We start from the raw sequence: 26,097 nt of genomic DNA, 5'->3' as shown, positions 1-26,097 counted from the left end.
AGTCCCATGCAGCCCACCTCACGCAAATCCGCCAAGCCCGCCGCACGGCCCTCAAATGCCAGGGCCACCCGAGCCCATGGGCAGGCCACGCGCCAGCACCTGCTCGACATCGCGGGCCAGGTGTTCGCCGAACGCGGCTTCGCGGACGGCACCACCAAGGCCATCGCCGAGCGAGCGGGTACGCCGATGGCGTCGATCAACTACCACTTCGGCAGCCGCGACGCGCTGTACGAGGCGGTGCTGGTGGAGGCCCATGGTCAACTCGTCGGGATCGAGCAATTGCAGGCGCTGACCCAGCAGTTCGACGACCCGCGCGAGAACCTGCGGGCGCTGCTGACCCACGTCGTCGGATTGGCGACGTCGACCTCGCCGCCCTGGGGCGTCCGGGTGATGTTGAGGGAAATCATGTCGCCGTCGGCACTGGTGCCGGCACTGGTGCAAAAGGCCGTGCTGCCGAAGGCGCAGCTCGTGCTGGGCTTGCTCGGCCGCATCCTGCGACTGCCGCCCGAGGATCCCGTGGTGCAGCGGGCGGCGGTCATGTGCATCCTTCCCGGCCTCGTGATGCTGATCGCGCCACGGCAGATCATCGGGAAGGTCCTGCCCGCCGTGACGAGCGATCCGCAGGCGCTGGTCGACGATCTGTGCCGCTATGTGCTCGCGGGGCTCGATGCCATCGCGCTTGCGCATGCATCGACGAAGAAGCCCAGGACACGAATGAAGGGTGGTTGAATCCTCCATTGCATCCCGTCTTCGAGCTTCTCGAGCGCTTGAAAGCCCGCGGAGCATGCCGCAGAATCCGGTGGCGACGCTGCCGACGAGCGACGTCGTCATCGACTCGTCGAGTGCGAGCCGCAAACACGCGCGCATCACGGTGGAGCCGACCTTTGTCACGATCGAGGATCTTGGAAGCAGCAACGGCACCTTCGTGAACGGCGTGCGCATCGACCGGCAGGTCCTGGCGCATGGCGATGCGGTCCGGATCGGCACTTTCGAAATCCGCTTCGAGACAGGCGACCAACAGTACACATTGATCAACGCCGAGCGTCTGCCCACAGTGCCGGGCATGCTGGTGGATCTGGATCGCGGCACGCAAACTGTGCGCGACCCGCAAGCGTCGGGGCGCGGGAAGCTGTGATCGGACTCCGCCGCCTCCGCGGCGTCGAGGTCGTGGTACTGCCTGCCTGGCAGGGCAGTTGACGCAGAAGACGTTCTCCGGATCTCCTGAGCGCATCAGCGCAGGGCGTCGAAGAGGAACGCTGCGCGGCATGGATATTGCGCCGTGGCCGATAGCCGGCATGTCCGGCGCAGGGTGCACTGAACGCTCAAGGTAACGGCTCGGCGAGGGCCGCAGAAGGACATTCGATGAGACGTATGGACTGTGGACGGATCCGGATCGTGCAATGGGCCACTGCGTGTGCTTCGGCGTGGCTTCTGGCCGGATGCCAGTCGATGGCGCCCGTCAATCCCCGGATCACTCAAGTCGACCCGGATGGCGGCTACCGCGCGGTCAATCTGCTCAAGCGCACTCGCCCGGCGAAGAACAACCCCGAGACACTGGCGATCCTGACCTTCTCGGGCGGCGGTACGCGCGCTGCGGCGTTCTCGTACGGCGTGCTCGAGGAACTGCGCCGGCAGGCGTTTGTGATGGGCGGGAAGACGCGCAATGTGCTGGACGAGGTCGACATCGTCGCGGGCGTCTCAGGCGGCAGCTTCACCGCATTGGCCTATGCGCTCTACGGCGACCGGCTTTTCAGCGAATACGAGCGCCGCTTCCTCAAGCGCAATGTACAGGCCGACCTGATCCAGCGTGCGCTCAATCCGCTGAACTGGCTCAAGCTCGCGAGCGGCGGCTGGGGCCGGTCCGAGCTGGCGGCCGACTACTACGACGAGATCCTCTTCGAAGGCGCGACCTTTTCGGACCTGATGACCAAGCCCACGCCGGCCACCGCGATCACCGGCACCGATATCTCCACCGGCGCGCGCTTCGCTTTCTCGCAGGATCAATTCGACCTGCTGTGCTCGGACCTGGGCAAGGTTCGCCTGTCGCGTGCCGCAGCGACTTCGTCGGCCGTGCCGGCGGTGCTGTCGCCCGTCACCTATGCCAACTACGGCGGCACCTGCGGGGCGCGCGCACCGGTCTGGACGCAGGACGTGAGCGCCGGTGCCCGGCCCGCCGGACGCGCTCTCTTGCGGCTGCGCGACATCCGCAACTACCAGGACAGCGCCAATCGTCCCTACATCCACGTGGTCGACGGCGGCGTGTCGGACAACCTGGGGCTGCGGGGCGTGGTGGAAGCGCTGGAAGAAGTGGAAGCCAGCCCGGCATTCGAGCGCGAGATCGACTTCCGGTCGCTGCGCAGGATCGTGGTGGTCGTCGTCAACTCCCGCTCGGCGCCGGTGACCGACTGGGACAAGAGCGCGACGCCGCCCGGCCCGATCGCCCAGATCCTGCAGTCCTCCAGCGTGCCTATCGATCATTTTTCTTACGAGTCCGTCGAACTGCTCAAGGACATCGCGCAGCGCTGGGCCGACCGCCGGCGCCTAGAGATCGCGGAGAACAGGCTCAGCGGCATGTCGGTCAGCGAAGCGCAGGCGGCGGCGCCGAACCTCGTCGTCGACGCCATCGACGTGAGCTTCGACGCCATCGAGGATCCGACCGAGCGCGCGTATTTCATGAACCTTCCCACCACGTTCTTCCTGGACAACGAAGCCATCGACCGCCTGCGTGCACTCGGCGGTCGCCTGCTGCGCGAATCGCCTGGGTATATCTCGTTGCGCCAGCAACTGCACCTGACCGACACGCCTGCCACGAACGGCAGCAGCGGGAGCCTTCCACCCAACGGGAGGAAACCGGGCGGCAATGGTTCCGACAGTTGAGAGCCGTGACCAATGCGATCTTGATGTCTTCCGTGCGGTGGATGCGCGCGTTCACGCGGTCGGACCGTAGAGCGTCGCCAATTTCCTCGCCGCGCTTTGTATCAGGCCGGCCCGCTCAACGGGCAACTTTGCTTTGGTATCTCCGAGCGCGACGATCTCATGCGCCGAATCTGCCGCCAGCTTTGCCGTGAGCGCATCGCGCGACGTGAGTCTGCCGAACCTGGCGTTCGATATGACGTGCACCTCCAGATGCCGGCCGATTGTCTTCGAGAGCTTTTCACAAGCGGTGGTCATTTCTGCTTCATCGGGCATCAGCTGGCCGTGCACTATCAACACCTCGACGCTGGCGTCCTCGTCCTCTTCCAGCACGAAAGCGCGCAAGACCGACTCCTTGAATCTGGAACGCAGCATGGCCCGGATCGGTTCTGCAGCGGCGAACGACTTCAGCGCGATGCTGCGCAGCTCGTCGTGGAACACAAACGAACGATCGACCTCGACGGTTGCGGGCAAGTCCGACTTCGGCTTGTTCCACTTCAGGATGCCGCTCTTGACGAGGTGCTCCAGGGTGCGTGATACGTCGTCCGCGTCGAGCTTCGCACGCTGGGCAAGTTCACTTGTCGGGAATCGCTGTCCGGGTGCCGCGTACGCGACCCTCAAGAGCTTTTGCACCTCAGGCGCAAGGAGAAAATCTGCGGCACTCATTCTTGCGTAGCTTGTGACATGGGCACCGCATTATGGGTTGCCGCCGCATGCTGCCTGGTCGCGGGACAGCGCGTCGCCGCTACCTCCGGTCGCCCGAATTCACGGTGAGCCGAGCTTGCATCAGGTCCAGCTTCTTGCGCATGTCGGCCACCGAAGCCGCGTCGATGGCGGCGGCCTGATTGCCCCAGCTGTTGCGGATGTAGGTCGATACGTCGGCGATTTCGGCATCGCCGAGCTTCCATGCGAAGGCGGGCATGGTCATGGGCGAAGGCAAGGCGTTGCTGGTGCCGATGCGCGAGCCGGCCAGCAACATGTGCAGCAGGCCGGTGGAGTCCGTCTGCTGGAGCATCGCGTCGTGGCCCAGCGGCGGAAAGTACCTCGGCTGCCCGATGCCGTTCTCCAGGTGGCAGGAGGCGCACACGTCCGAGTAGATGGCGGCGCCGCGCCGCATCGCGCCCGAGTCGGGCGGCGTGCGTGGCGCTTCGTCGGGCCGGGCCGGCTGACCCTTGAGGTACACCGCCACTGCATGCACATCGGCATCGTTCATGAGCGAACCCGAGTAGTTCACGACGTCCGCCATCGACCCGCCGGCGCCGGCACGTGCGTTGCGGCCGGTGTGCAGGTAAGCCGCGATGTCCTCGGCGCTCCATTGGCCGAGGCCCGTGCGCGTGTTGCCGGTGAGGTCCGGCGCGACCCAGTTGTCCAGCGTGCCGCCGTGGAAGTCCTGCCCGGACTTGTCGGCGCCGAGCATGTTCTTCGGCGTATGGCAGGCACCGCAATGGCCGAGGCCTTCGACGATGTAGGCGCCGCGGTTCCATTCGGCCGACTGCGCGGCCACGGGCTGGTAGGTGTCCGACTTGAGGAACAACAGGTTCCACGCCTTGACCATCCAACGGAACTTGAGAGGGAAGGGCAGGTCGTTGGGCGGTGGTGTGTAGTGCACGGCCGGTGTCGACTGCAGGAAGGCAAACAGCGCATCCGTGTCCTCGCGGCTCACGCGGCGGAACCACGGATACGGGAAGGCCGGATACAGGTTCTCGCCATGCGCGCCGATGCCATCGTGCATCGCGCGGTGGAACTGATCGGGATTCCAGGCGCCGATGCCGGTGTCCTTGTCCGACGTGATGTTGGACGAGTAGATGGTGCCGAAGGGCGTGTTCAACCCGAGCCCGCCCGCCAGCGGCTCGCCACCCGCGCGCACGTGGCAGGACATGCAGTCGCCCACTGCCGTGAGGTACTGGCCACGGCGCAATCGCGCGGCGTCGGGCGTGCTGTCGGCGATCCTTTGCGTCAGCAGACTCGTCGGCGTGATGGCAGTCGACGGATGCGCAGGCAAAGCCGGCCCGATGGCGCTTGCAGCCAGGGCGGCCAAGCCGAGCGCTCCAAGCGCCGCCGCGAGGCCTGCGAGTGCGAAGCGTGATCGTGGACGTCGCATCGCGTCAGGCCTGCACGAGGGGACCGGGACTCTTGAGGTAGCGCCCCACGATCTCGCGCGCCGAGAAGTAGGTCAACGCCGCCACCGTGCCGGTCGGGTTGTAGCCCGCGTTCTGCGGAAACGCACCCGCGCCAAGCGAGAACACGTTCGGCACGTCCCAGCATTGCAGGTACTTGTTGACGACGCTCGTCGACGGGTTGTCGCCCATGATTGCGCCGCCGGTGTTGTGCGTGGTCTGGTAGGGCGTCACGCTCCACGAGCCCGTTCGGCGGTTGAGCTTGATCTCGCGCGGATTCATGGCCTTGGCGACCTCGGCTGCGCGGTCGGTGAGGTAGTCGGACATCTTGTGCTCGTTCTCGCCGAAGTCGAAGGTCATGCGCAGCATCGGTCGGCCGTGAATGTCGCGATATGTCGGGTCCAGGTCGAGGTAGTTGCCGCGGTGGCTCATGCACGAGCCATGCACGCTGATCGAGAAGGAGCGCAGGTAGTTCTTCGCGGCGGCGTGCTTCCATTGCAGGCCCCAGTCGGGGGTGCCCTGTGGCGTGTAGATCATCTCGATGGGCCGCCCGCCCGTCACCATGCCGGCGATGTAGGCGCCACCGATGAAGCCGAGGCCCCCGTGGTCGAAGTTGTCCCCGTTGAAGTCGTCGATCACCGTGGCCAGCGCGCCGGCGCCGATGAAGGGGTTGAGAATCTTGTCGTCGAAGAACACATTGACCGAGGACATGGTCTGGTACGCGTAGTTCTTGCCGACCACGCCTTCGCCGGTCGTGGGGTCGTAGGGCTTGCCGATGCCCGACAGCAGCAACAGGCGCACGTTCTGGAGCACGTAGGCGGAGAGCACCACCATCTCGGCCGGCTGGAAGAATTCCTCGCCGGCACTGTTGACGCAGGTGACGCCGGTGGCGCGCTTCTTGTCTGAAGTGAGTTCCACACGCAGCACCTCGCACTCGGTCTTGAGCGTGAAATTGGGCTTGCGCAGGAGGTAAGGCAGTACGGTCGTCTGCGGGCTGGCCTTGGAGTAGTTGCCGCAGCCGAACTTCTCGCAGAAGCCGCAGTAGGTGCAGGCGCCCAGCTGTGCGCCGAGCGGGTTGGTGTAGGGCTGCGAGAGGTTGCCGGTGGGATGCGGAAAGGGGTGGTGCCCCAGTCCCGCCGCGGCCTGGCCGAAGAGCGTCGGCGCATAGGTCTGCGCCATGGGAGGGTTCGGGTATTCGGCCGAGCGCGCGCCTTCGAAGGGGTTGCCGCCGGACTGGATCTTGCCGTTCAGGTTGCCCGCCTTGCCGCTCGTGCCGCAGAGCTTGTCGAACTGGTCGTAGCACGGTTCCAGTTCCTCGTAGGTCACGCCCCAGTCCTGCACCGTGAGTTCGTCCTTCGACACGGCATCCTTGCCGTAGCGTTGCTCGTTTTGGCTTTTCGTCTGGAAGTCCGAGGGCAGGAAGCGCCAGATCTGGCCGTTCCAGTGCACGCCCCCGCTGCCGACGCCGGTGCCCAGCAGGAAGGAGCCGAGGTGCCGCATCGGCAAGGCGTCCTGGCGCGTGTTGTTGCGCACTGTGAGGGTGTCGTAGCTGACGTTCTGGAACAAGTGGTGGCGCCACATGTAGCGCAGCTCGTCCTGCGCGAAGCCGGTGGCGAAGTCGGTCGCAGTGTCGCGCCACGGGCCGCGCTCCAGCGCCATGACGTTGAGGCCCGCGTCGCACAGTTGCTGGGCCATGATGGCACCGGTCCAGCCGAAGCCGACGAGCACCGCGTCCACAGGGGGCAGTGGCGTGGCCATGCTCAAACCTTCTCGCGCCAGCCGGGCCGGCCCATGAGGCCGACCGGTGGATTGGGAAAGGCCTCGCCGTGGCGCGTGACCCATTCCTTGTAGTCGTAGCGCGCGCCGGGAAAGCCGATCATCTTCCACGCGCCCATGTCCTTGTTGCCGCCGTAGATCGGGTCCGCGAAGTAGCCCTCCTTGGTGTTCTGCAGCAGCATCGTGAAGAAGCCCTTGCTGTCGACGCCATCGCCAAGCAGCACGTCGCCGCTTTCCAGGCCCTTGAGGAGCTTGTCCTGCTCATCAGCGCCGAGCCGGGCAAATGTTGCGCCGTTGAAGCTCGCGCCGACATGGCGCTCGATCGCGGCAATGGCCGCGCGGTACAACTGCGCGGGGCTGAAGCGGCTCTGGTAGCCCTGCTGCGGGGTGCCCTTGGGCCACGGGCCGCCGAGGAAGTAGTGGTCGCCGCGGCCATACGGGCCGGCCAGTTGCCGGTCGAGGAAGAAGGGCACGTTGGCCTCGACCGCGCCCGGGCCAACCTCGTCGTTGGGAATGAGCCGGGCCAGCGCGGCGTTGACGAAGGCTTGCTCGGCGGGGGTGAAGAAGACCCATCCCCTTTCAGCATCGGTCACGGCCGGGGGACTGTCGGCAGCGCCTTCCTGCCAGGGGACTTCGCCGCGGTAGGTGGCTGGCGGCGCGCCGAGCTCGCCGTCATGGATGTCCGCCGATGCCTTGGCACCGATCACTCCCGCCACCGCGCCGCCGATGAGAAAGCGGCGGCGATCGATCGTCATCTTCGTCATGGTCGTGCCCTTCGGGCTGTTTCATCGTGAACTGTAGGGACCGGCCTTTGCTGGCGGCGTAGGAAGCTGCCGCGTCGTGCTTCTGTCCTGCAACGCTGCGGAACCGGCGCGCAGCGGGGGCAGTTGTGCGGGTGCTTGCCATGGCACGGATGCAGGCTCGCGCGTGCGGCTTTCGAACCATGTCAGGCCGGCGAGGAGCGTGAGCGCGCAGGCGGCCGCGAAGCCCGCCGCGCGGCTCCAGCCATCGGCGCGCCGCCAGCGCATGAAGATGGCCACGACCAGGGCGATCTTGATCAATGCGATGCCATAGCTGGCGACCGTGTTGAACACGCCCAGGCGCAGGTAGGCGCTGCCAAGGCTCGCCGCAAGCAGCAGCAACAGGGCGAGCCACACCCCCAACAGACGCCGCGCGGCACGCCTGAAGTCGCTCGATGTTCCATTGGCGTTCATGAATGCCGGCTCACAAGGTAGAGCGCCGGGTACAACAGGATCCACACCACGTCGACGAAGTGCCAGTACAGCCCGGCCACGTGCACCACGTCGTCGTTGGCCCATGCGCGTCCTTTCGAGCGCCCCCATGCGAGCACGCCCATCCATCCGATGCCACCGCCGACGTGCAAGGCATGCAGGCCGGTGGCGACAAGGTAGAAGGCGAAGAAGAGCTGCGCACCTTGCGGGACGGCTTCGCCCTCGCCGAGCTGAAAAGCCGGCCCGGGGAACAGGCCCTCCTGCCATTCATGGCGGTACTCGATGCCCTTGATGGCGAGGAACACCACGCCCAGCAACGCGGTGGCGGCCAGCAGGCGTGCCGCGATGCGCCGTGGCGCCTCGGCCGCCAGCGCAACGCACAGGCTGCTGGTGAGTAAAAGCGCGGTGTTGAGCGTGCCCAGCACCACGTCGGTGTGGCGGCTCGCGGCGGCGAAGCCCTCGGGCCACAGCACGCGGCCGTAGGCGTAGGTCACGCCCAGCGCGCCGAAGAACAGCATCTCGCTCGCGATGAAGACCCACATGCCCATCGCCTCACGCTGCGGCGCTTCTGGAGAGATCGGCGCTTCACGGGCCAGGGTGTTCACCGCGCCACCTCCGCGCTCGATGGCGGCGTGTAGTCGTAGGCTTCGCCCGGCGGATGCGGTGGCATCTCGAAGTTGTCGGTGGGCGGCGGCGATGGGGTCTGCCATTCGAGCCCGCGCGCGTCCCACGGATTGCCGCCGGCCCGCTCGCCACGCCGCAGCGACCACGCGAGATAGAAGATGGGCAGCAGGTAGCCGATAGCGAGCACGCCCGCGCCGGCCGAGGACATCACGTTGAGCACCTGGAACTCAGGCGGATAGGCATGGTAGCGCCGCGGCATGCCCATCACGCCGAGCAGATACTGCGGGAAGAAGGTGAGGTTGAAGCCGACGAAGACCAGCACCGCCGAGATGCGCGCCCACAGCTCGTGGTAAGTGCGCCCAGTGACCTTGGGCCACCAGAAATGCAGCGCACCGAAGTACGCCATCACCGCCCCGCCCACCATGATGTAGTGGAAGTGCGCGACCACGAAGTAGGTGTCGGTCAGGTGCACGTCCAGCGGCAGCGAGGCGAGGAAGAGCCCCGTGAGCCCGCCGATGGTGAACAGCCCGACGAAGCCCAGCGCGTAGAGCATCGGCGCGTCGAAGCGGATCGAGCCCTTGTAGAGCGTCGCGGTCCAGTTGAAGACCTTGATGGCCGAGGGCACGGCCACCATGAAGCTCAGCAGCGAGAACACCAGGCTGGCCGCCACCGACTGGCCGCTCACGAACATGTGGTGCCCCCACACGAGGAAGCCGAAGCCCGCGATGGCCAGCATCGCATACGCCATCAGCCGGTAGCCAAAGATGCGCCGACGGGCGAAGCACGGAATGATCTCGCTGACCACGCCCATGGCTGGCAGCACCATGATGTAGACGGCCGGGTGCGAGTAGAACCAGAACAGGTGCTGGAACAGCAGCGGGTCGCCGCCATGGGCCGGGTCGAACACGCCCACCTGGAACAGCCGCTCGGCCACCACCAGCACGGTCGTGATCGCCAGCACCGGCGTGGCCAGCACAAGGATGACGCTGGTCGCATACATGGCCCAGACGAAGAGCGGCAGCTTGAACCAGCCCATGCCGGCGACGCGCATGGTGTGCACCGTGACGATGAAGTTGAGCCCGGTGGCGATCGACGAGAAGCCGGTGATGAAGATGCCGACCAGCGTGAGCACGACGTAGCCGTTGGAGAACATCGTGGCGTAGGGTGTGTAGAAGGTCCAGCCCGTGTCGACGCCACCGAAGAAGAGGGCCAGCAGCGTGATGACGCCACCGATGATGTAGAGGTACCAGCTCAGCAGGTTGATGCGCGGCAGCGCGAGGTCGCGCGCGCCGATCATCAGCGGCAGCAGGAAGTTGCCCATCACCGACGGGATCGACGGGATCAGGAACAACCAGACCATCACGACCCCGTGGGCCGTGAAGACCTTGTTGTAGCTGTCGGCGCCCATGAGGGTGCCGGTGGGCGTGGCCAGTTGCAGGCGGATCAGCGTGGCGGCGGCGCCACCGATGAAAAAGAAGAAGGTGATCGCCACCGCGTAGAGGATGGCGATGCGCTTGTGGTCGTGGGTGGTGAGCCACGAGCGCAGCGTGAGGCCGTCGGTGAGGTAGCTGTTCATCGTCATGGCGCTCCGCGCGTGGTGACCGGGCGCTTCATTTCGGCTGCTCCGGAGCGTTGGCCGGTGGCGCACCCGCCCGCAAGTACGCGACCAGCTGTTGCAGCTGCTCCTCGCTGAACTGCCCGGCATAGCTGGGCATCACCGGCGCAAAGCCGGCGACCACGTCGCGCGCGGGCAGGACGATCGAGTCGCGCAGGTAGTTGTCGTCGGCGGTCACGCTGCGGCCGTCCTGCAAGGGAACCATGCGGCCATAGAGGCCTTGGAGCAGCGGCGCGTGCACGGTCGAGCCTGCCTCGTGGCAGCCGCTGCATCCGCTGCTGCGGTAGAGCGCGAAGCCCTGCTGCACCATGCCCGGTTCGGCCGGGCCGGCGTCGAGCCAGCGGGCGTACTCGGCGGCGGGCATCACCGTGACCTTGCCCACCATGCCGGCATGCTCGCTGCCGCAGAACTCGGAGCAGAACAGCCGGAACTCGCCCAGCCGGGTCGCCGTGAACCACAGGTGCGTGAGGCGGCCGGGCACGGCGTCCTGCTTGAGGCGGAAGGCCGGCACGTAGAAGCTGTGGATCGCGTCCTCGGAGGCCAGGATGAGTTCGACCCGCTGGCCCTGTGGTACGTGCAGTTCGTTGATCTCGCGTCGGCCGTTGCCATGTTCGAGCTTCCACATCCATTGTTTGCCGACCACGTGGATCGGCAGGGCGTCGGGCGTCGCGCGGTGCTCGGCGAGGAAGTCCCGTGCGGCCCACGCGAAGATGCCGAGAAAGAGAAGCAGGGGCGCGATGGTCCACGCGGCTTCGAGGCCGCCGGCGTCATTGGGGGCATTGCTCCGGTCAACCGTTGCGCCGGCGCGATAGCGGATGCACATCCAGAGGATCAAGCCGGCCAGCAGCACGGCCATCACGCCGCACAGGAGCAGCATGGCGACGAACAACGTGTCGGTGGCGTCGGCCGCCGACGAGGCCGCGTTGAAAAGATGCAGGCCGGGATCGGCCAGGCGCGCGGGCTGGTCGTTCATGGAGCGGCCTCGTGCGGGGCGCGTCGGCGACGCCAGATCCAGAGGGCCAGCGCGCCCGCACCGACTGTGCCGAGCAGGCGCAGCCACGTCATCACGGCCACGTCGTAGCGGCCGGTGACCGGGTCGTAGTGGCCGCACAGCAAGGCGATGCGTTCCGTCGCGCTGCCCACGCGGCCTTCATTGGCCTGGACGATGGCCTCGCGCAGGTCGCGGGCGTCGAAGCGCACGCCGGGGAAGTAACGGGCGATGCGCCCGTCGGGTGTGGCCACAATGACGGCGGCGCTGTGGGCTAGCGGGTCGGTGGCGCCTTGGGTCGGCTGCACGGCGTAACCGAGCGCGTGGGTGAGGCGTGCAGAGACATCGCTGCTCGCGGTGAACAGGTCGACGCCGATGACCGGCGCACCGGCGCCGTGGCGTTGCGCCACGACAGCGGCGTAGTCGCGATAGTCGGTGGCGCGCAGGCGTGCGCTCGCCGGCGTGTCGGCCGGGTCGATGCTGAAGCCGATGACGCGGTACGTCGATGGGGGAAGCCCGCTATCGGCCAGCCCTTCGAGCACGCCCTGCATCACGAGGCCGCAGAGTCGGGCGCAGGTGTAGTAGCCGGGCACGAGCACGACGGCGCGGCCGGTGCCGAAGGCTTCGCGCAGCGAAGTCGGCATGCCGTCGCTGTCGGTGACGGCGAGCTCCAGTGGCAGCAGCGTGCCGAGGTGCTGCGCGAGGGCGACGCCGGGCGGCGCTGGCAAGGCCAGCGGCGCGGCATGCAGGCAGGACGCCAGAAGCACCGTCGCGATCCCCATGGCGCGCCTCATGGCCTGGCCCTTGCGTCTGCCGATGACGCGGCATGCAAACCGCGCGCGGCGATGAGGTCCATCGCCTGTGCCAAAGGAATGCGCGCGTAACCCGGTTCACCGGGCACCGGGCCGGTGTTGTCCAGCTCGCGTTGCTTCTGCGCGCGGTAGCCGGTCAGGTCGAGCTGCGGTGCGCTCTGCAGGGCAGGCTGCGATGCATCGTCGCGCACCGGCGCATCGGCCGTGGCAGTGCCGCGCATCGGGTGCAGCAGCCACATCACGCAGGCAACGGCCAAGCCGGCGAGCACGAGCAAACCACACAATGCGGCCACTGCGCGGCGGGGCGCCGAGTCAAGCGCGGACATGCCGGTCCTCCGCCGCCAGCATCGGCGAGAACATCACGAGGCCCATGCCCGCCATGCACAGGGGGGCAAGCCACCATGTGGACAGCGTGTGGGCATCGACCGAGGGCACGATGACCCACACGGTGTCCAGTGCGTGTGCCGCGAGTGCCACCATCGCCACGGCAGCCAGGCGCAGGGGCTGGTCCTTGATTCGACGGAACAGCAGCGCCCCCAGCGGCAGCGCCAACTGCGTCGCCACCAGCACCATGCCCACCGCATGCCAGCCGGTCTGCAGGCGCGGCACGAACCAGTTGATCTCCTGCGGCAGGTTCTCGGCCCAGATCACCAGGAACTGCATGAAGCCGAGGTACCCCCAGACCATCACGAGCATCCACAGCAGATTGCCCAGGTCGCGCGCCAGTGGCACGCGCGGCGCGACCTCGACGGACAGCAGTCCCGGTCGCCGGAACGCCGTCCACGCGACCAGCGCGCAGGCGCCGCCGAGTGCCTGCGACACCAGCGCGAGCAAGGGGAACCCGGTGCTGCGCCATCCGGGCACCAGCGTCATCAGCAGATCGACCGAGGCCAGCGAGCCCAGCAGCCCATGGACGATCAGCCCCCGCGCGGCCTGCGTGCGCGAGATCGTTGGTTGAAGTGCGCCGCCGGCAAGCCAGTACCATGCGATGGCATAGACGATGCCGCGGCACGCCACTGCCGGCAGGCTATACCACACCCGCGCGAAGTCCGGCACATCGAGCGCGTCGAAGGCGTGGCCGTCCGCGGCAGCCCACGGATAGAGCACGCGCAGGCCCAGCACAACCGGGATGAACAGTGGCAGCAGGACCATGCGCCGACGCACAAGCAGCGCCGCCGCGGGGCGCAAGGACGCGCCCCAGCGACCGCCCGTCAGCGCGTGGATCCACAGCGTCATGCAGGTCCCCATCACCAGCCCCAACGCACACCACCACGCGGCGAGCCAGCAAGCCAGCATCACGCGCGGTGCGGCCCATCCGCCGCAGGCCAGTGCGATGGCGAGCAGCAGTACGCCCACGACGTCCAGCTGCGCGGCGGCCCGGGCGAAACGGAGGGTCGCAGTCATCGCGTCGTCTCCGCCACAGGTGGCACAACCGCGTGCCATTGCGCGGCGCCACTGGCCCCCGTGGGAGGCTGGGGCGCCAGCGCCAGCTCGGCCATCGGCGCATGCCGGCTCAATTGCAGCGCACGCACGAAGGCGACGATGGCCCAGCGGTCCTCCGGCTCGATACGGTCAGCGAATGGGTACATGATGCCGAAGCCCTGCGAGATCACGTCGTAGATGTGGCGGTCGCTCACGGCGCGCAAGCGCTCCTCATGCAGGGAGGGCGGTGCCGGAAAGCCGCGCCGCACCACCGGGCCGTCGCCGTCGCCGACCGGGCTGTGGCAGGGCATGCAATAGATTCCATAGCGCTCCTGCCCGCGCAGCATCAAGGCGCGGGGCGGGCGGTCGGGCAGCGCCTCGCGGGCCTCGGCCTCGTCGCGCGCACGCAGGGCTTGCGTGCCGTTGCGACCGCCGCTGACCAGTGCCGCATCGCCCATCGCATGCGCCACAGTGCCGGGCGGCGGCGCACGCGTGGCCTTGCGGTCGTCGAACAAGGGGCTGGACGCATCGGGGCCGAGCCTGGGCTGCGTGAGCATGTCGAAACGCGAGCGGTCGCAGGCGGCGAGGCCCACCGCCACCAGCAGGCCCAGCATCACGCATGGCACCCGCGGCTTCACGGGAAGACCTCGCAGATCCGCATCGGCGCGAGCCGCAGCAGCAGCGCCCGGGTTGCCTGCGCATCGAATGCGGGATCGTCGCTGCGCAGCGCCAGGAAGAAGCGGTTGCGCGTGGCCAGATCGAAGTCCGGCATGTTGAAGATCGGGTGATAGAGGCGCGGCATGCCGGCGCGCCAGAGCATCATGCCGACGCCTGCAAAAGCGCTGCACAGGACAGCCAGCGAAAAGCTCACCGGCACGAACATCGGCCAGCTGAACGTGGGCCGCCCGCCGATGTCTATGGGGTAAGACACCGCCACCGCGTACCACTGCATGAAGAAGCCGCCCAGCGCACCCAGCATCGCGCCGATCAGGCAGGCGCCCGCGACGCCGCGTGATCGCAGCCCCAGGGCCTCGGGCAGGCCCTCGACGGCAAAGGGCGCATAGGCCTCCGCATGCCGATACCCGGCCGCACGCGCCGCACGGGCCGCAGCCAGCAGGGCATCGGCGCCTGCGAACTCGGCGGCCAGGGCCCAAGGCAGGTGCGCGCTCGCGGTGGTCACGCCGTCGCCTCGTGCTTTTCATGCGCGAGTTCGCGCATCTCGGAGATCGACAGCGCGGGCAGCACGCGGATGAAGCCCAGGAACAACCAAGCGAAAGTGCAGATCGAGCCGAACAGAAAGGTCCAGTCCCACGCCGTGGGAATGAAGTAGCCCCACGCCGACGGCAGGTAGTCGCGGTGCAGGCTCGACACCACGATCAGGACGCGCTCCATCCACATGCCGAGGTTGACCACCAGGCTCAGCACGAAGAGCAGCAGCGCGCTGCGGCGGCACCGGCGCCACCACAACAGCTGCGGCACCAGCACATTGAAGCCGAGCATGGCCCAGTACACCGGCGCGTAGAAGCCGGTCCAGCGGTCGACGGTCATGGCGATGTCGTAGCGGTCGCCACTGTAGAAGGCCATGAAGACCTCGCAGAGGTAGCCATAGGCGACCAGCGAACTGGTGGCGAGCATCACCTTGGCCGCGTGGTCCAGGTGCACCTCGGTGATGAAGTCCTGCAAGCCGAAGGCGCGCCGCAGCGGAATGGCCAGCGTGAGCACCATCGCAAAACCCGAGAACAGGGCGCCGGCCACGAAGTAGGGCGGGAAGAGGGTCGAGTGGTAGCCCGGCGTGTTGCCGATGGCGAAGTCGAGCGACACCACCGAATGCACCGACACCACCAGCGGCGTCGCGAGACCGGCCAGCAGCAGATAGAGGCGCTCGTGGTGCATCCATTGACGCACCTCGCCACGCCAGCCGAGGGCCGCCAGCGCGAACACCCATTGGCGCACGCGGCCCTGCGCGCGGTCACGCAGCGTCGCCAGGTCCGGGATCATGCCCAGGTACCAGAACAGGAAGGACACGATGATGTAGGTCGCGATCGCGAAGAAGTCCCACACCAGCGGGCTGCGCCACTGCGGCCACAGGCCCATCGTGTCCGGGTAGGGTGCGAGCCAGTAGGCCTTCCACGCGCGGCCCAGATGCAGCAGCGGAAAGATCGAGGCCATCGTCGCCGCAAAGAGCGTCATCGCCTCGGCAAAGCGGTTGATGGAAGTGCGCCACTTCTGCCGCAGCAGCAACAGCACCGCCGAGATGAAGGTGCCCGCATGGCCGATCCCGATCCACCAGACGCAGTTGGCAATCGCAAAGCCCCAGCCGACCGGGATGTCGATGCCCCAGATGCCCACGCCCGTTCGCATGAGGTGCACGGTCGCCGCGATGAAAACCACCATGCCGCAGAAGGTGCCCCAGAACCCGAGGCGCCACAGCAGTCCCGGCGGCTGCGTCAGCACGCGGTCGGCGATGTGGTCGGTGATGCTGGCATAGCCCCAGCGGCCGCGCAGGACGGAAGCGGCTTCGCTCATGGACAGGCCTCCGCGCTGCGCACTGCGGTGAGAGTGTCTTCGGGCGGCCGTGCGGCACTCATGCCGCGTCCTTGCTGTCGTCCCGCACCACCCGCGCGAGGTAGGTGGTGCGCGGTCGCGTGTTGAGTTCGCCCAGCAGCGCGTAGTGGCGTGGCGAGGCCTTGGTGCGCGTCACGTCGCTCGCCGGGTCGGCAAGGTCGCCGAAGTGGATCGCGGCGGTCGGGCAGGCAGACTGGCAAGCCGTGACGACGTCGCCGTCGGCGAGCGGCTTGCCGCTCTTCTCGGACATGAGGCGCGCGCGCGAGATGCGCTGGACGCAGTAGGTGCACTTCTCCATCACGCCGCGCACGCGCACCGTCACATCGGGGTTGTGCTGCGCAGCGAAGGCGGCCGTGTCCTCGTCGCTGTACTGCAGGAAGTTGAAGCGCCGCACCTTGTACGGGCAATTGTTCGAACAGAAGCGCGTGCCGACGCAGCGGTTGTAGACCTGCACGTTGAGCCCCTCGCTGTCATGCACCGTGGCGCCGACCGGGCAGACGATCTCGCAGGGAGCGTTCTCGCAATGCATGCAGGGGACGGGCTGGAACACGCCGCTCGCGCCGGGTGCCGCATCGGGCGGGGCCTCGTAGTGGTCGATGCGGATCCAGTGCATGACGCGGCCGAGCGCGACCTGCTCGGCGCCCACCACGGGAATGTTGTTCTCGGCCTGGCAAGCCACGGTGCAGGCGTTGCAGCCGGTGCAGGCGTCGAGGTCGATGGTCATGGCCCAGGCGTGCGCGGGCTTGCCGTCCTTGGGCGGGTAGAGCGTCGGCGCGACTTCCTCGCGCTGGATGATGGGCCGCGAAGCGAGCACGGTGCGGGCGAGTTCGCGGTCCTCCTGCGACAGGGTGAGCTGCGTTCGCGCGAAGTCGACATGCCGGCCGGTCGGCTTCAACGTGAGTTGCACTGTCGCCTGGCCGTCGGGCCGCAGCGCGTATGCGTCAAAGCCGATGCCGCGCGCGACCGTCCCGCCGGCCTTGCGGCCGTTGCCCAGCGGCAAGGTCGCCGCGCCCTCGGCATGGGTGGACTGCACCCACACGGGGGCCTCGACCGTTTGCCCGGCGGCGCTTGCGCGCACCACGTCACCGCTGCGCAGGCCGAGCGATGCAGCGGTTCCCGGGCCGAGGTGCAGCGCGTTGCCCCAGGTGATCTGCGTGAAGGGACGAGGGAGTTCCTGCAGCCAGCCGTTGTTGGCGAAGCTGCCGTCGGCGGTCGCGGCGTCGGAGACGAACACGGCGGTCAGCGTGCCGGCCTCGTGCGCTGGATGCGCTGGTTGCGCGGAAGGCAGTGAAGCGTCTGCAAGCGCTTCATCGGCGAAGGCACTGCCATCGACCACGCCGCTGCGCAGGCTGGCGCGCCAGAAGGCCTCGAAGCCCGCGCTGTCCTGGCCTTCGCGGCGCCATTGGCGGCGCAACAGTTCCCGTCCGTTGCGCGTCTCGTCATCGAGCATCGAGGCGAGCAGCTCGTGCACGGAGCGCGTGTCGTACAGCGGCGCGATCACCGGCTGGATCAACGAGGCCGTGCCGTCGAAGGCGCGCGCGTCGCTCCATTGCTCGTAGATGTGGCTCATCGGCAGGTGCCAACGGCAGCACTGCGCGGTTTCATCGGCGTGGAGGCCCAGGTGCACGCTGAAGGGCACGCGGGACAGCGCGTCGCCGATGCGCAGCGCGCCGGGCGCGTCGTAGGCTGGGTTGCCGCCCAGGATCAGCAACGTGTCGACCTCCCCGCGCTCGATGGCCTCGCGCAGCGCGAGCAAGCCGGGCAGGGCGTCGCCCTCGGGTGTGGCGATATGGCGGACCGTGTGCCCCACCGCGCCGAGCCGGCGGTGCAGTGCATGCAAAAGGGCATGGCTGTGTTCGGCAAGGGCAGGCCCGGCGAAGCACAAGGTGTTGGGGCCGGCCGCCCGCACGGCGGCGAGCAGCCGCTTCTCGAAAGCTGCCTGGTGCGGGTCGGCCATGGCGATGTTGCCCGCGCCCGGCACGCCGCAGGCCAGCGCCAGGCGCTCGATCACCGCGTCGATTGCCGCGGGCGGCAACGCGAGCCGGTCGTCGGCGCGTGCTCCGAACAGGCCGGGCGTGGTCTCGATGGCGATCAGTCGCGTCGCGCCACCGCTGGGCGCGGCTTCGCGGGCGCTCGCCCAGTCGGCTGCACAGCGCACGCTGTCCGCACCGCCACTGAAAGGGTCCGCGTCGAAAGCCACCACGAGCGCGGCCCGCGAGATAGCAGGCACCGCACGGCCGACATGGCCCGACACCAGCATGGGCGCATGCGCCGCGGCCAGGGGCGCGTGCCGATGCAACTGCGACTCCGGAAAGCGCTCCTTCAGCGTCATGAGCTGGGCATTCAGGGTGGGCGAAGTGCTCGCCGGGAGCAGCACGCGCAGCCCGGCACCTTGGCGCGCACGCAGGTCGTGCACCTGACGCTGCCACGCCGCGTCGAAGCTGCTCCATGTGGACGGCACGGCGGCGCCCGCACCGGCGGCGCGTTGCAGCACGACCTGCGACCGATCCGGGTCCCACAGCCCCAGCACCGAGGCCTGCGTAAACACATCGGTTCGCCCCAGGCTTGCCGGATGCACGGGATTGCCCTCGACCTTCACCGGCCGCCCCTCGCGCGTACCCACCAGCACGCCATGCGCAAAACCGTCACGCACGAAGCTCGTCGCGTAGTACAGCGCTTCACCGCCGTAGCCGGCCTCGGGCATGCGGACGAAGGGATGCGCCTCGCCCGGGTCGGGCCGCGTGCAGCCAGCGCTCGCCAGCGCCATCGAAGCCGCCATGCACGACAGGGCCTGGCGCCGCGTCAAGCCCTCCCGCGCCGCGCCCTGGGCCGGCACGATCTCGATCACACGCTGGATGGGCTTCATGGCGTCGGTCGCTTGTTCATCGGTGGCAGGTCGAGCAATCAGTCAGCCGCTGCTGGCTCTGCAAGCGGCTCAGCATCTGCACGCTGGCCATGTCGTCGGCGCCCAGGGGACGCATGTCGAACACATGCGAAGGGTCGCGCAAGTGCGGCTGCGGATTTCGATGGCAGTCGATGCACCAGTCCATTCGCAGCGAGGACACGCGGCGCATCAGCGGCATCTGGTCGACACGGCCATGGCAATCGATGCAGGCCACGCCCTTGGCCACATGGATGCTGTGGTCGAAGTAGACGAAGTCCGGCAGCCTGTGCACGCGCTTCCATGCCACGGGCGCTCCCGTGCGTGCGCTCTCGCGCAGCGGCTCGAACATCGCCTGCCCCGCGAACAATTGAGAGTGACAGCCCAGGCACACCTGTGTCGAAGGAAAGCCCGGCGAAGCGGAACGCTCGACCTGCGCATGGCAGAACCGGCAATCCAGCCCCACGTCGCCCACGTGGTGCTTGTGGCTGAACGGAATGGGCTGCGTCACCACTTCATTGCGCGTGGTGTCTTCCTGCCCGCGCCACAACAGCAGGACCAGCGCGAATGCTGTGCAGGCCAACACCGCCAGCAGGCCGAGCTTGACCGCCAACTCCGCGCGCTGCCCGACGACTTGTGCCATGGGCGCAGTCCTAGCACACGGGCCTCGATGTTGGGGTCAGCCAAATCCGGCTGACGGCGTGAATCCCAGCGGATTGACGCCTGCGCCGCCGTCAGGCTGACCAATGGCTGACCGCGGTCCGAAGGGTCGCTCGCTCAACCCGGCGGAGAGACTTGTCGCACGGTGGCGCATGCTCCCGATTTCACCGCGGGCCGCTAATCCCGGTTGCGCAGCGCCCAGGTCCAGAGTGCCCGAGGCATCGACAACGCCATCAAGGCCATCACGCCGCTCCTGGAAAGGCGTTGGCGCCAGGTCCAGTCGCGCGAGACATAGCATTTCCATGCATGGAGACGGTCGCCGTCCCTCGCATAGCGAATCGTTGCCACCGGGGCGATGCGCGAGGCTCTGACCTGCTTCAGCGCGGTTCCCTCAGGCGGTACCCGGAGCTGCCTGGTGAATTCGTAGTAAAGGTGGACATCCATGCCGCGGCCCGCATTGGTGACGGAGTCCGCCTGGACGCGATACATCGAAACCTCTTGATCGATGAAGCGGGCCCACACGCCGCTGTTGGCAAGCCGCACCATCATGGCCCAGTCGCCGACGTTGCCATCACGCGGGCCCTGCATGTGTTGCAGATAGGTGTCCCTTGCAATCAGGAAGGCGTCTGGCGGGACCGATTGGGTCAGGCACCATTGCCACATCGGCTGGGCGCGCGCGCCGCCAGTCTTGCCGTACACGCGATCGTTGTCCGCGCCGCGGACCGGATCAACGCGACCCTCCTCGTCCATGATCAGGTTGCGGCCGAACCAGAGCTTGACCAAGGTGTCTGTTTCGCTCATGCATGCATCGGCCAGCGTGCGCAACGCCGCTGGGCAGAGCGTGTCGTCGTTGTGAAGGAAGAGCAGGTGGTCGCACTTTGCTCGCGTGCCCAGGAACCACTGGTTGGGGTACGTGCCCCTTGACGGTTCGCTGGGGACGTAGTCGATCAGGTCGGTCAGGCCGCTCGCTGCGATCACTGCCTGGTTGCGATCCCAATACGCGCGTGGGCTGTCGTCGGCAATGATGATCTCGCCGATCAGCGAGCGATCCTGTTGCGCAATGCTTGCGAGCGCTTCGCCCAACTGCTCTGGCCTGGCATAAGCCGGTATCAGTACCGAGATCAGCATGCCGTGGCGGCAACTTTCACGGATTGCGCCTGCAGGATCGAGCGCACCGCGCCGATCACGCGCGTGACGTCCGCATCGCTCAGTTTCGCCGAGATCGGCAGCGACACGGTCTGGCGGCCGATCCGGTGCGCGTGCGGCGTATCTTCGGGCCGCCAGCCATAGGTCTCCTGGTAGAACGGGTGTTCGTTGAGCGAGAGGTAGTGCACGCCGACGCCAATGCCTTGCGCGGTCATCGCGTCCAGGAAGGCATCGCGGGAAATCCCGCAACGCTTCGCATCGACATGTACCGTGAACAGGTGGTGACCGTGTCGCGTGTGGGGCTCGACGGGCGCAGGCAACCCGAGGGGGAGGTCCGCCAGTTCGTTCATGTAGCGCGCCCATATCGCCTCGCGTCGACGCCAGTAGTGCTCGACGCGCTCGAGTTGCTTCAGGCCGATGGCGGCCTGCAGGTCCATCATGTTGTACTTGAAGCCGGCGGCCACGACGTAATAGTGCTTGTAGCCTTCGTCGCTGAAGCGCTTCCAGGCGTCCTTGGTCATGCCGTGCAAGCCAAGGATCTTGATGCGCGCCGCGTCTTCTGCCCTGCGCGCAAACACCATGCCGCCTTCTCCGGTGACGATGTTCTTGGTGACGTAGAAGGAGAAGCAGCCGAAGTCGCCGATCGTCCCTGCGCTGCGGCCGTGGTACTCGGTCTCGATCGCGTGCGCGCAGTCCTCGATGACCTTGATGCCATGCTGGCTGGCGAGAGCCATCAGTGCGTCCATGTCGCAAGGGCGGCCGGCGAAATGAACCGGGACGATGGCACGCGTGCGCGGCGTGATCTTTTGCAGCACCTGCACCGGATCGATGTTCAGCGTCTGGGGGTCGACGTCGGCCAGGACCGGCGTGGCGCCTGCATGAATGATGGCGTTGACGGTCGCGCAGAACGTCATCGGTGTCGTGATGACTTCGTCACCCGGCCCGACGCCCGAGGCGAGAAGCGACAAGTGCAATGCCGCCGTGCAGGAGTTCAACGCCATCGCATGGCTTGCGCCTCGATAGAGTGCGAACTCCCGCTCGAATTGGGAGACCTTGGGCCCGGTTCCGAGCCACCCCGACCGCAGCACGGACTCGACCGCGTCGATGTCGTCCTGCTCGATCCGCGGGGCACCGAACACGAGGAAATCTTCTTTACTTTGCATGGTGATAAAGGTGATTTGGACGAATCGATTGTTCGGGCAACGCCCGCTCCAGTGGCGGGCTTCAAGACCAATCCTAGTCCGAAAGTACACATTTGTTCACAATTTCCTCCACGCAGTGGGCCTTTCGGCGCGCGATCCCGCTTCGTCGGTCAGTGCATGGTCAGCACGTTTGTCGACAGTTTCACGACTGTGCTGTCTGAAGCATGGGAGGCGCTCAAGTTTCTCGATGCCGTCGGCCACGCTTCACCTTGAGGCGCTTGCCTGGCAATCGCAGGCGTCTCTGGCTAGATCGGCTCAAGCAAAGCGAGCAGCAATGCCGGCTCCGGCGGCCAGGCCGCGGGCCGCGCGATGGCATCGCCCGCGGCGGCCAGCGGCCACCAGAGGCTGGCCGGCGCTGAAGGTAGATCTTGCCGGGGTTTGGCGGCCGGCCCCGCGCGCGGCGGCAACGCGGCGATCACGGCTTCCAGCACCTCCGGCCCTTGCGCGACCGCATCGAGCAGCGCCGCCAGCCTGACCCAGCTTTCGTCCAGGGAAGCCGGCATGTCGAGGCGCTCCACAAGTGTCAGCGGAAAGGCGCGTCCGACCCGGTCCTGGGACGCCATGATGATCCCGCACCAAACCTCCCCAGGGGCCGGCAGCGCCACGTAGCGCCACGGTGCGAACGCGCCCAGGCGTTCCCGCAGCGGGCCGCCGTCCAGCGTCGTGGCAGCGAGGACCAAGCCGCGCTGCAGCCAGCCGTCCCAATCGTTGCGCCAGCGGGGCGGCAGGCCGCGTCCGACGAAATCCCCGCGCGCGGGCAGCTTGCCGTACCAGCACACGCGACGCGAAGCCGGCGACTTCACCATGATTCAGCTGCTTTTTCCAGGCTCAGGAGGACAGCGAAAACGCGCCAGCTCCCGCAGCGTCCAGATGTCCGCCTCGGGCCCGGCGGCGGCGCTCGCCTCGACGTCCAGCTTGCGCGTGTCGACGACGAGGGACAACCGGGCGGGTGCGCCGCGCGCGCCTTGCCAGTCGCTGCGCAGCAGCACCCGAAGCCAGGCGAATGGACCTTCGTGGACCTCGGCGCCGACGCCGGAGGGGCCGGGCGGCAGGATGCGCAGCAACACCTTCTGCGTCGAGGCCGGCCCGGGCCAGACCAGTTCCTTGGCGCGCGCCGGGCCGTTCTCGAAGCGCAGCAACTGGCCATCCACATCGACGCTGAACTGCAGCAGGTCCGCATCCATGCGCTGCGGCGTCAGGCGCAGCCTGAGTTCGGGCAACGGCGCGCCTTGCGGGAAGAACAGGGCGCCGATGGCTGCCGCCTGCTCGAAGGCCGCCGGCACACCCACATCGACGCCAGCGCCGCGGGCCTTCCATGGCCGGCTCGAGGTGTCGACGCGTTCGTTCAACTGGTGGCGGCGGAACTCGTCGAACAGGCCGCCCGGTCCGAACAGGCGCGCGAAATCGGACGGCGGCATGTCGCGTGATGCGGCGCCGCCAAACGGAAAGTACGCGCGTGTCAACGTGGTGCAGGCTCGCGCGAGTTCGCCCAGCGCGGCGTCGAAGCCCGGCCGGGCGCCACCGCGGGAGCGAATCAATGTCCCGAGGTCGACATAGACCTTGCGCAATTCGGGCGGGGCACGGGCAGCCTCGGCACGCAGGGCTGCATCGAGCTGCGCGGCGGCGCTCTCGTCGCGCTTGCCGGTGGCCAGGACGTGCAGCCGGTCGAGTGCTTGCGGTCCTGCGCCGGCAGCATAGTCGCCGAGCGCACCGAAGCGCGCTCGCAATGCGCCATTGAAGCCGTTCTCTGCCGCGCTGCCGCCCTGGGTAGGCGCGCTGAACTCGTCGGCCAGGCGCGTGAACAGGCGGCGCAGCGGCGAATCGGGGGCAGTGAGCTCGGCGGCCCGGCGCGAGGCGCCTTCCGGATCGGCGACAGGCGCCAGTGCCAACGCATCGAGTTGGGCCGACCAGGCCGCGTTCACACGCTGTGCCTGCCGCTTGCCGACCTGCAAGGCGATGTCGTCTCGCCAGGCGCGGTCCTTCTGCAGCCGGCGGATGTCGGCGGCGGTGTCGCCGAGCACCCAATCCGCCTCGTTGGCCAGCGTGTCGATGAGGGGATCGAGGGCAGGCAGCAGCCTGCGGCGCCAGTCACCGGCGCTCGAATTCGGTGGCATCGGGCCGGCGCTCGACGTGGTGAAAAAGGCGGCGCTGGTTGCGCCCAGTTCCGTCGGCAGGTCTTGCGGCGGGTCGGGGTCGGGCACGCGTAGCAGCAGCAGTTCGTGCACGCGCTGCGCCGGCGGGACCGCAGCGAGGGCGGCACGCGCGGCACGCACGCCGGCCTCGTCAGGGCGCATCGCCTCGGGCAGGCCGCTGCGCTCGATCAGGGTGTCGACATGGCGCGACCATTCGGCGCGTTCGCCAGCGCCGCTCGCCTGCGCCAGCGCCTGCCCGACCCAGCCCTTCAACTCCGGGCGTACCAGCCGCGACGGGTCGGAGAGCATCAATGCCGAACGCAGCGCCTCGTAGCGTGTGGCGCTGTCCTCGGCCTCGCGCAGGTCGCGGCGCAAGCGTTCGACGAGCAGTGGCGCCAGGCTCTGGTCCAGCATCTCGCGGTAGGCCTGCTCCGCCGAGCGCGCCAGCCGCGGCCCCTGGAACAGCCCGAAGCCGAAGCCGGCCGGCGGTTCGTCGGGATCGATGCCATCGTTGGAGGCCAGCCGTTCCAGCAGCGCATACAGCGGCAGCACCTGCTCCAGGCTCGCCGATTCCAGCGGACCGATGCGTTGCGTCAATTGCTCGACGCGTGTGCGCACCGTGTCGACGTAGGCGAGGTTGCGCTCATAGCTTTGCCACCACAGGACGGAGGCGGCCAGCAGCACGATACCGGCCGTGCCGGCGCCGAGCATGACGGCGCGCCGACGCCAGCGCAGCCGCCGCAAGCGCTGGCCTGCCAGCGGCGCTTCCGCGATCACCAATTGCCTGAGCAAGGCGCTCAGGAAGTACGACTTGCCCCCGGCATCGGGCCGCGCCAACGGCTTCAGCGCGAGGCCATGGCTGCGGGCGAGTTCACCGATCACCCGGTCGATCGGATTGCCCTCCTGCGTGCCGCTCGTCAGCGCAATGGAGCGCAGGCGCTGCGCCGGCTCGACGGCGATGCCGGCAAAGGCATCGCGCACGAAACCTTCGAGCGGGGCCAGCAGGGCCTTGAACTGCGCCGCGAAGGCATAGATCGGCAGGCGGCGATGCGCCATCCGTTCATGCTGGAGCATCTCCGGCGTGCGCTGTGCCAGGCGCTGCGCGAGTTCATTCAGGCGCATGTCAAGGTTGACCGGGACACCGTCGACATCGGCATCGAACACCAGCCCCCAGAACTGCTCCCGCTGCGCGGCGTCGAGATCGCCGAAGGTCTCGACGAAACCGGCGAGCAGGTCGGCCTTGGTGACCAGCAGGTAGACGGGGAAGGCGAGGTCGAGTTCGCGCCGCAATTCGTCCAGGCGTGCCGCCACGGCGGCCGACTGGCGGCCGAGTTCCGCGCCGCCCTGCAGCAGGTCGGGCACGCTGACGCTGACGATCACGCCGTTGATCGGCTGCACCGACCGGTGCCGACGCAACAAGGCGAGGAACTGCTGCCATTCGCGGGCGTCGGCCGCGGCATCGCTGTCCTGCGTCAAGTAGCGTCCGGCCGTATCGATGAACACCGCCTCCTGGCTGAACCACCAGTCGCACTGGCGCGTGCCGCCGATGCCGGCGAGCGGGTCGCGGCCAAGCTTCTCGGCCAGCGGAAAGCGCAAGCCCGAATGCAATATCGCCGTGGTCTTGCCGCCACCGGGCGCTCCGATGATCAGGTACCAGGGCAGTTGCTGCACCTGTCGGCGGCGCTGCCACCAGCGGCGCGTGCCCTTGGCCTCGACGCCGTTCCGCAGCATCGCGAGCGCATCGCGGAAGCGCTGGCTCAGTTCCAGGCCGACATCGCCCTGTTCGAGGCTCTTGAGCAGCCGCTCATTGCGTCGCCGGGCCAGCCACAACGACAGCGCGTACAGGCCGACCAGCAGCAGCGCGGCCAGCGCGAGCAGGGCAAGTCGGGCGCGCGTGTCGTCGAAGGGGTGCCACTTGCCGAAGGCGAGCAGCGGGGCCGCGAACCACAGCAGCACCCCCGCCGCGCCGAGGTTCACGGCGCGTTGCAGGAAGCGGGGCGGCGGCTTCATTC

At 67.9% G+C, this 26,097-nt stretch carries 23 protein-coding genes; 3 read left to right on the top strand and 20 right to left on the bottom strand.

Going from position 1 to position 26,097, the window contains the following annotated elements; all coding sequences use genetic code 11:
• The first annotated feature begins 6 nt into the window (after positions 1-6).
• The 3 genes from HB681_RS16440 to HB681_RS16430 all read left to right on the top strand — a co-directional run bounded on the left by HB681_RS16440 (position 7) and on the right by HB681_RS16430 (position 2,877).
• Positions 7-729 carry a TetR/AcrR family transcriptional regulator gene (locus tag HB681_RS16440; RefSeq protein WP_213955918.1) on the top strand — a complete coding sequence of 241 codons (723 nt, stop codon included), beginning with the start codon at positions 7-9 and terminating at the stop codon, positions 727-729.
• A gap of 70 nt (positions 730-799) precedes the next feature.
• Positions 800-1,135 (top strand): FHA domain-containing protein, encoded by a 336-nt coding sequence (locus HB681_RS16435; protein WP_213955917.1) that lies wholly within the window; start codon positions 800-802, stop codon positions 1,133-1,135.
• 227 nt (positions 1,136-1,362) lie between these two features.
• Positions 1,363-2,877 carry a patatin-like phospholipase family protein gene (locus HB681_RS16430; protein WP_213955916.1) on the top strand — a complete coding sequence of 505 codons (1,515 nt, stop codon included), beginning with the start codon at positions 1,363-1,365 and terminating at the stop codon, positions 2,875-2,877.
• A 51-nt stretch (positions 2,878-2,928) separates the two neighbouring features.
• Here HB681_RS16430 and HB681_RS16425 read toward each other — a convergent pair whose 3' ends face one another.
• From HB681_RS16425 to tssM, 20 genes are all read right to left on the bottom strand, one after another.
• Entirely contained in the window at positions 2,929-3,579 is a 651-nt protein-coding gene (locus HB681_RS16425; RefSeq protein ID WP_213955915.1) for a hypothetical protein, read from the bottom strand.
• A gap of 79 nt (positions 3,580-3,658) precedes the next feature.
• Positions 3,659-5,014 carry a cytochrome c gene (locus HB681_RS16420; protein WP_213955914.1) on the bottom strand — a complete coding sequence of 452 codons (1,356 nt, stop codon included), beginning with the start codon at positions 5,012-5,014 and terminating at the stop codon, positions 3,659-3,661.
• 4 nt (positions 5,015-5,018) lie between these two features.
• Positions 5,019-6,788, bottom strand: a complete 1,770-nt coding sequence (locus HB681_RS16415; protein WP_213955913.1) for a GMC family oxidoreductase — start codon at positions 6,786-6,788, stop codon at positions 5,019-5,021.
• 2 nt (positions 6,789-6,790) lie between these two features.
• Positions 6,791-7,570, bottom strand: a complete 780-nt coding sequence (locus HB681_RS16410; protein ID WP_213955912.1) for a gluconate 2-dehydrogenase subunit 3 family protein — start codon at positions 7,568-7,570, stop codon at positions 6,791-6,793.
• Between the two features lie 21 nt (positions 7,571-7,591).
• A complete protein-coding gene (locus HB681_RS16405; RefSeq protein ID WP_213955911.1) occupies positions 7,592-8,020 on the bottom strand; it encodes a hypothetical protein in 429 nt (142 codons plus the stop codon).
• Positions 8,017-8,643 carry a cytochrome c oxidase subunit 3 gene (locus HB681_RS16400; RefSeq protein ID WP_213955910.1) on the bottom strand — a complete coding sequence of 209 codons (627 nt, stop codon included), beginning with the start codon at positions 8,641-8,643 and terminating at the stop codon, positions 8,017-8,019. The genes HB681_RS16405 and HB681_RS16400 overlap by 4 nt, the downstream gene beginning before the upstream one ends.
• Positions 8,640-10,244, bottom strand: a complete 1,605-nt coding sequence (gene ctaD, locus HB681_RS16395; protein WP_213955909.1) for a cytochrome c oxidase subunit I — start codon at positions 10,242-10,244, stop codon at positions 8,640-8,642. Before ctaD ends, HB681_RS16400 begins: the two co-directional genes overlap by 4 nt.
• A 28-nt stretch (positions 10,245-10,272) precedes the next feature.
• The gene (coxB, locus tag HB681_RS16390; RefSeq protein ID WP_213955908.1) at positions 10,273-11,250 is read right to left on the bottom strand and encodes a cytochrome c oxidase subunit II; all 978 of its coding nucleotides are present in this window, start codon (positions 11,248-11,250) and stop codon (positions 10,273-10,275) included.
• Positions 11,247-12,059 carry a hypothetical protein gene (locus HB681_RS16385; protein ID WP_213955907.1) on the bottom strand — a complete coding sequence of 271 codons (813 nt, stop codon included), beginning with the start codon at positions 12,057-12,059 and terminating at the stop codon, positions 11,247-11,249. Before HB681_RS16385 ends, coxB begins: the two co-directional genes overlap by 4 nt.
• On the bottom strand, positions 12,056-12,403 hold the full coding sequence (locus tag HB681_RS16380) for a hypothetical protein (protein ID WP_213955906.1): 348 nt from the start codon (positions 12,401-12,403) through the stop codon (positions 12,056-12,058). Before HB681_RS16380 ends, HB681_RS16385 begins: the two co-directional genes overlap by 4 nt.
• Positions 12,390-13,481: a hypothetical protein gene (locus HB681_RS16375; RefSeq protein ID WP_213955905.1), complete on the bottom strand. Its 1,092-nt coding sequence runs from the start codon at positions 13,479-13,481 to the stop codon at positions 12,390-12,392. Before HB681_RS16375 ends, HB681_RS16380 begins: the two co-directional genes overlap by 14 nt.
• Positions 13,478-14,137: a cytochrome c gene (locus tag HB681_RS38745; RefSeq protein ID WP_213955904.1), complete on the bottom strand. Its 660-nt coding sequence runs from the start codon at positions 14,135-14,137 to the stop codon at positions 13,478-13,480. Before HB681_RS38745 ends, HB681_RS16375 begins: the two co-directional genes overlap by 4 nt.
• Positions 14,134-14,679 carry a DUF3341 domain-containing protein gene (locus HB681_RS16365; protein ID WP_345944692.1) on the bottom strand — a complete coding sequence of 182 codons (546 nt, stop codon included), beginning with the start codon at positions 14,677-14,679 and terminating at the stop codon, positions 14,134-14,136. Before HB681_RS16365 ends, HB681_RS38745 begins: the two co-directional genes overlap by 4 nt.
• Positions 14,676-16,025, bottom strand: coding sequence for an NrfD/PsrC family molybdoenzyme membrane anchor subunit (gene nrfD / locus HB681_RS16360; RefSeq protein ID WP_213955903.1), 1,350 nt, complete (start codon positions 16,023-16,025; stop codon positions 14,676-14,678). Before nrfD ends, HB681_RS16365 begins: the two co-directional genes overlap by 4 nt.
• A 58-nt stretch (positions 16,026-16,083) precedes the next feature.
• Positions 16,084-18,930 carry a 4Fe-4S dicluster domain-containing protein gene (locus HB681_RS16355; protein ID WP_213955902.1) on the bottom strand — a complete coding sequence of 949 codons (2,847 nt, stop codon included), beginning with the start codon at positions 18,928-18,930 and terminating at the stop codon, positions 16,084-16,086.
• A 16-nt stretch (positions 18,931-18,946) separates the two neighbouring features.
• A complete protein-coding gene (locus HB681_RS16350) occupies positions 18,947-19,588 on the bottom strand; it encodes a cytochrome c3 family protein (RefSeq protein WP_213955901.1) in 642 nt (213 codons plus the stop codon).
• Between the two features lie 194 nt (positions 19,589-19,782).
• Complete coding sequence (locus tag HB681_RS16345; RefSeq protein WP_213955900.1) at positions 19,783-20,733, bottom strand: glycosyltransferase; 951 nt, start codon at positions 20,731-20,733, stop codon at positions 19,783-19,785.
• A complete protein-coding gene (locus HB681_RS16340) occupies positions 20,727-21,914 on the bottom strand; it encodes a DegT/DnrJ/EryC1/StrS family aminotransferase (RefSeq protein ID WP_213955899.1) in 1,188 nt (395 codons plus the stop codon). The genes HB681_RS16345 and HB681_RS16340 overlap by 7 nt, the downstream gene beginning before the upstream one ends.
• A 284-nt stretch (positions 21,915-22,198) precedes the next feature.
• Entirely contained in the window at positions 22,199-22,759 is a 561-nt protein-coding gene (gene tagF, locus HB681_RS16335; RefSeq protein ID WP_213955898.1) for a type VI secretion system-associated protein TagF, read from the bottom strand.
• Positions 22,760-22,762: 3 nt separating this feature from the next.
• Entirely contained in the window at positions 22,763-26,095 is a 3,333-nt protein-coding gene (gene tssM / locus HB681_RS16330; protein ID WP_213955897.1) for a type VI secretion system membrane subunit TssM, read from the bottom strand.
• Positions 26,096-26,097 lie beyond the last annotated feature (2 nt).

The organism is Variovorax sp. dw_954 (assembly GCF_018449755.1).
Lineage (GTDB): Bacteria > Pseudomonadota > Gammaproteobacteria > Burkholderiales > Burkholderiaceae_C > Variovorax.
This window is presented reverse-complemented; position numbering and strand designations above follow the sequence as displayed.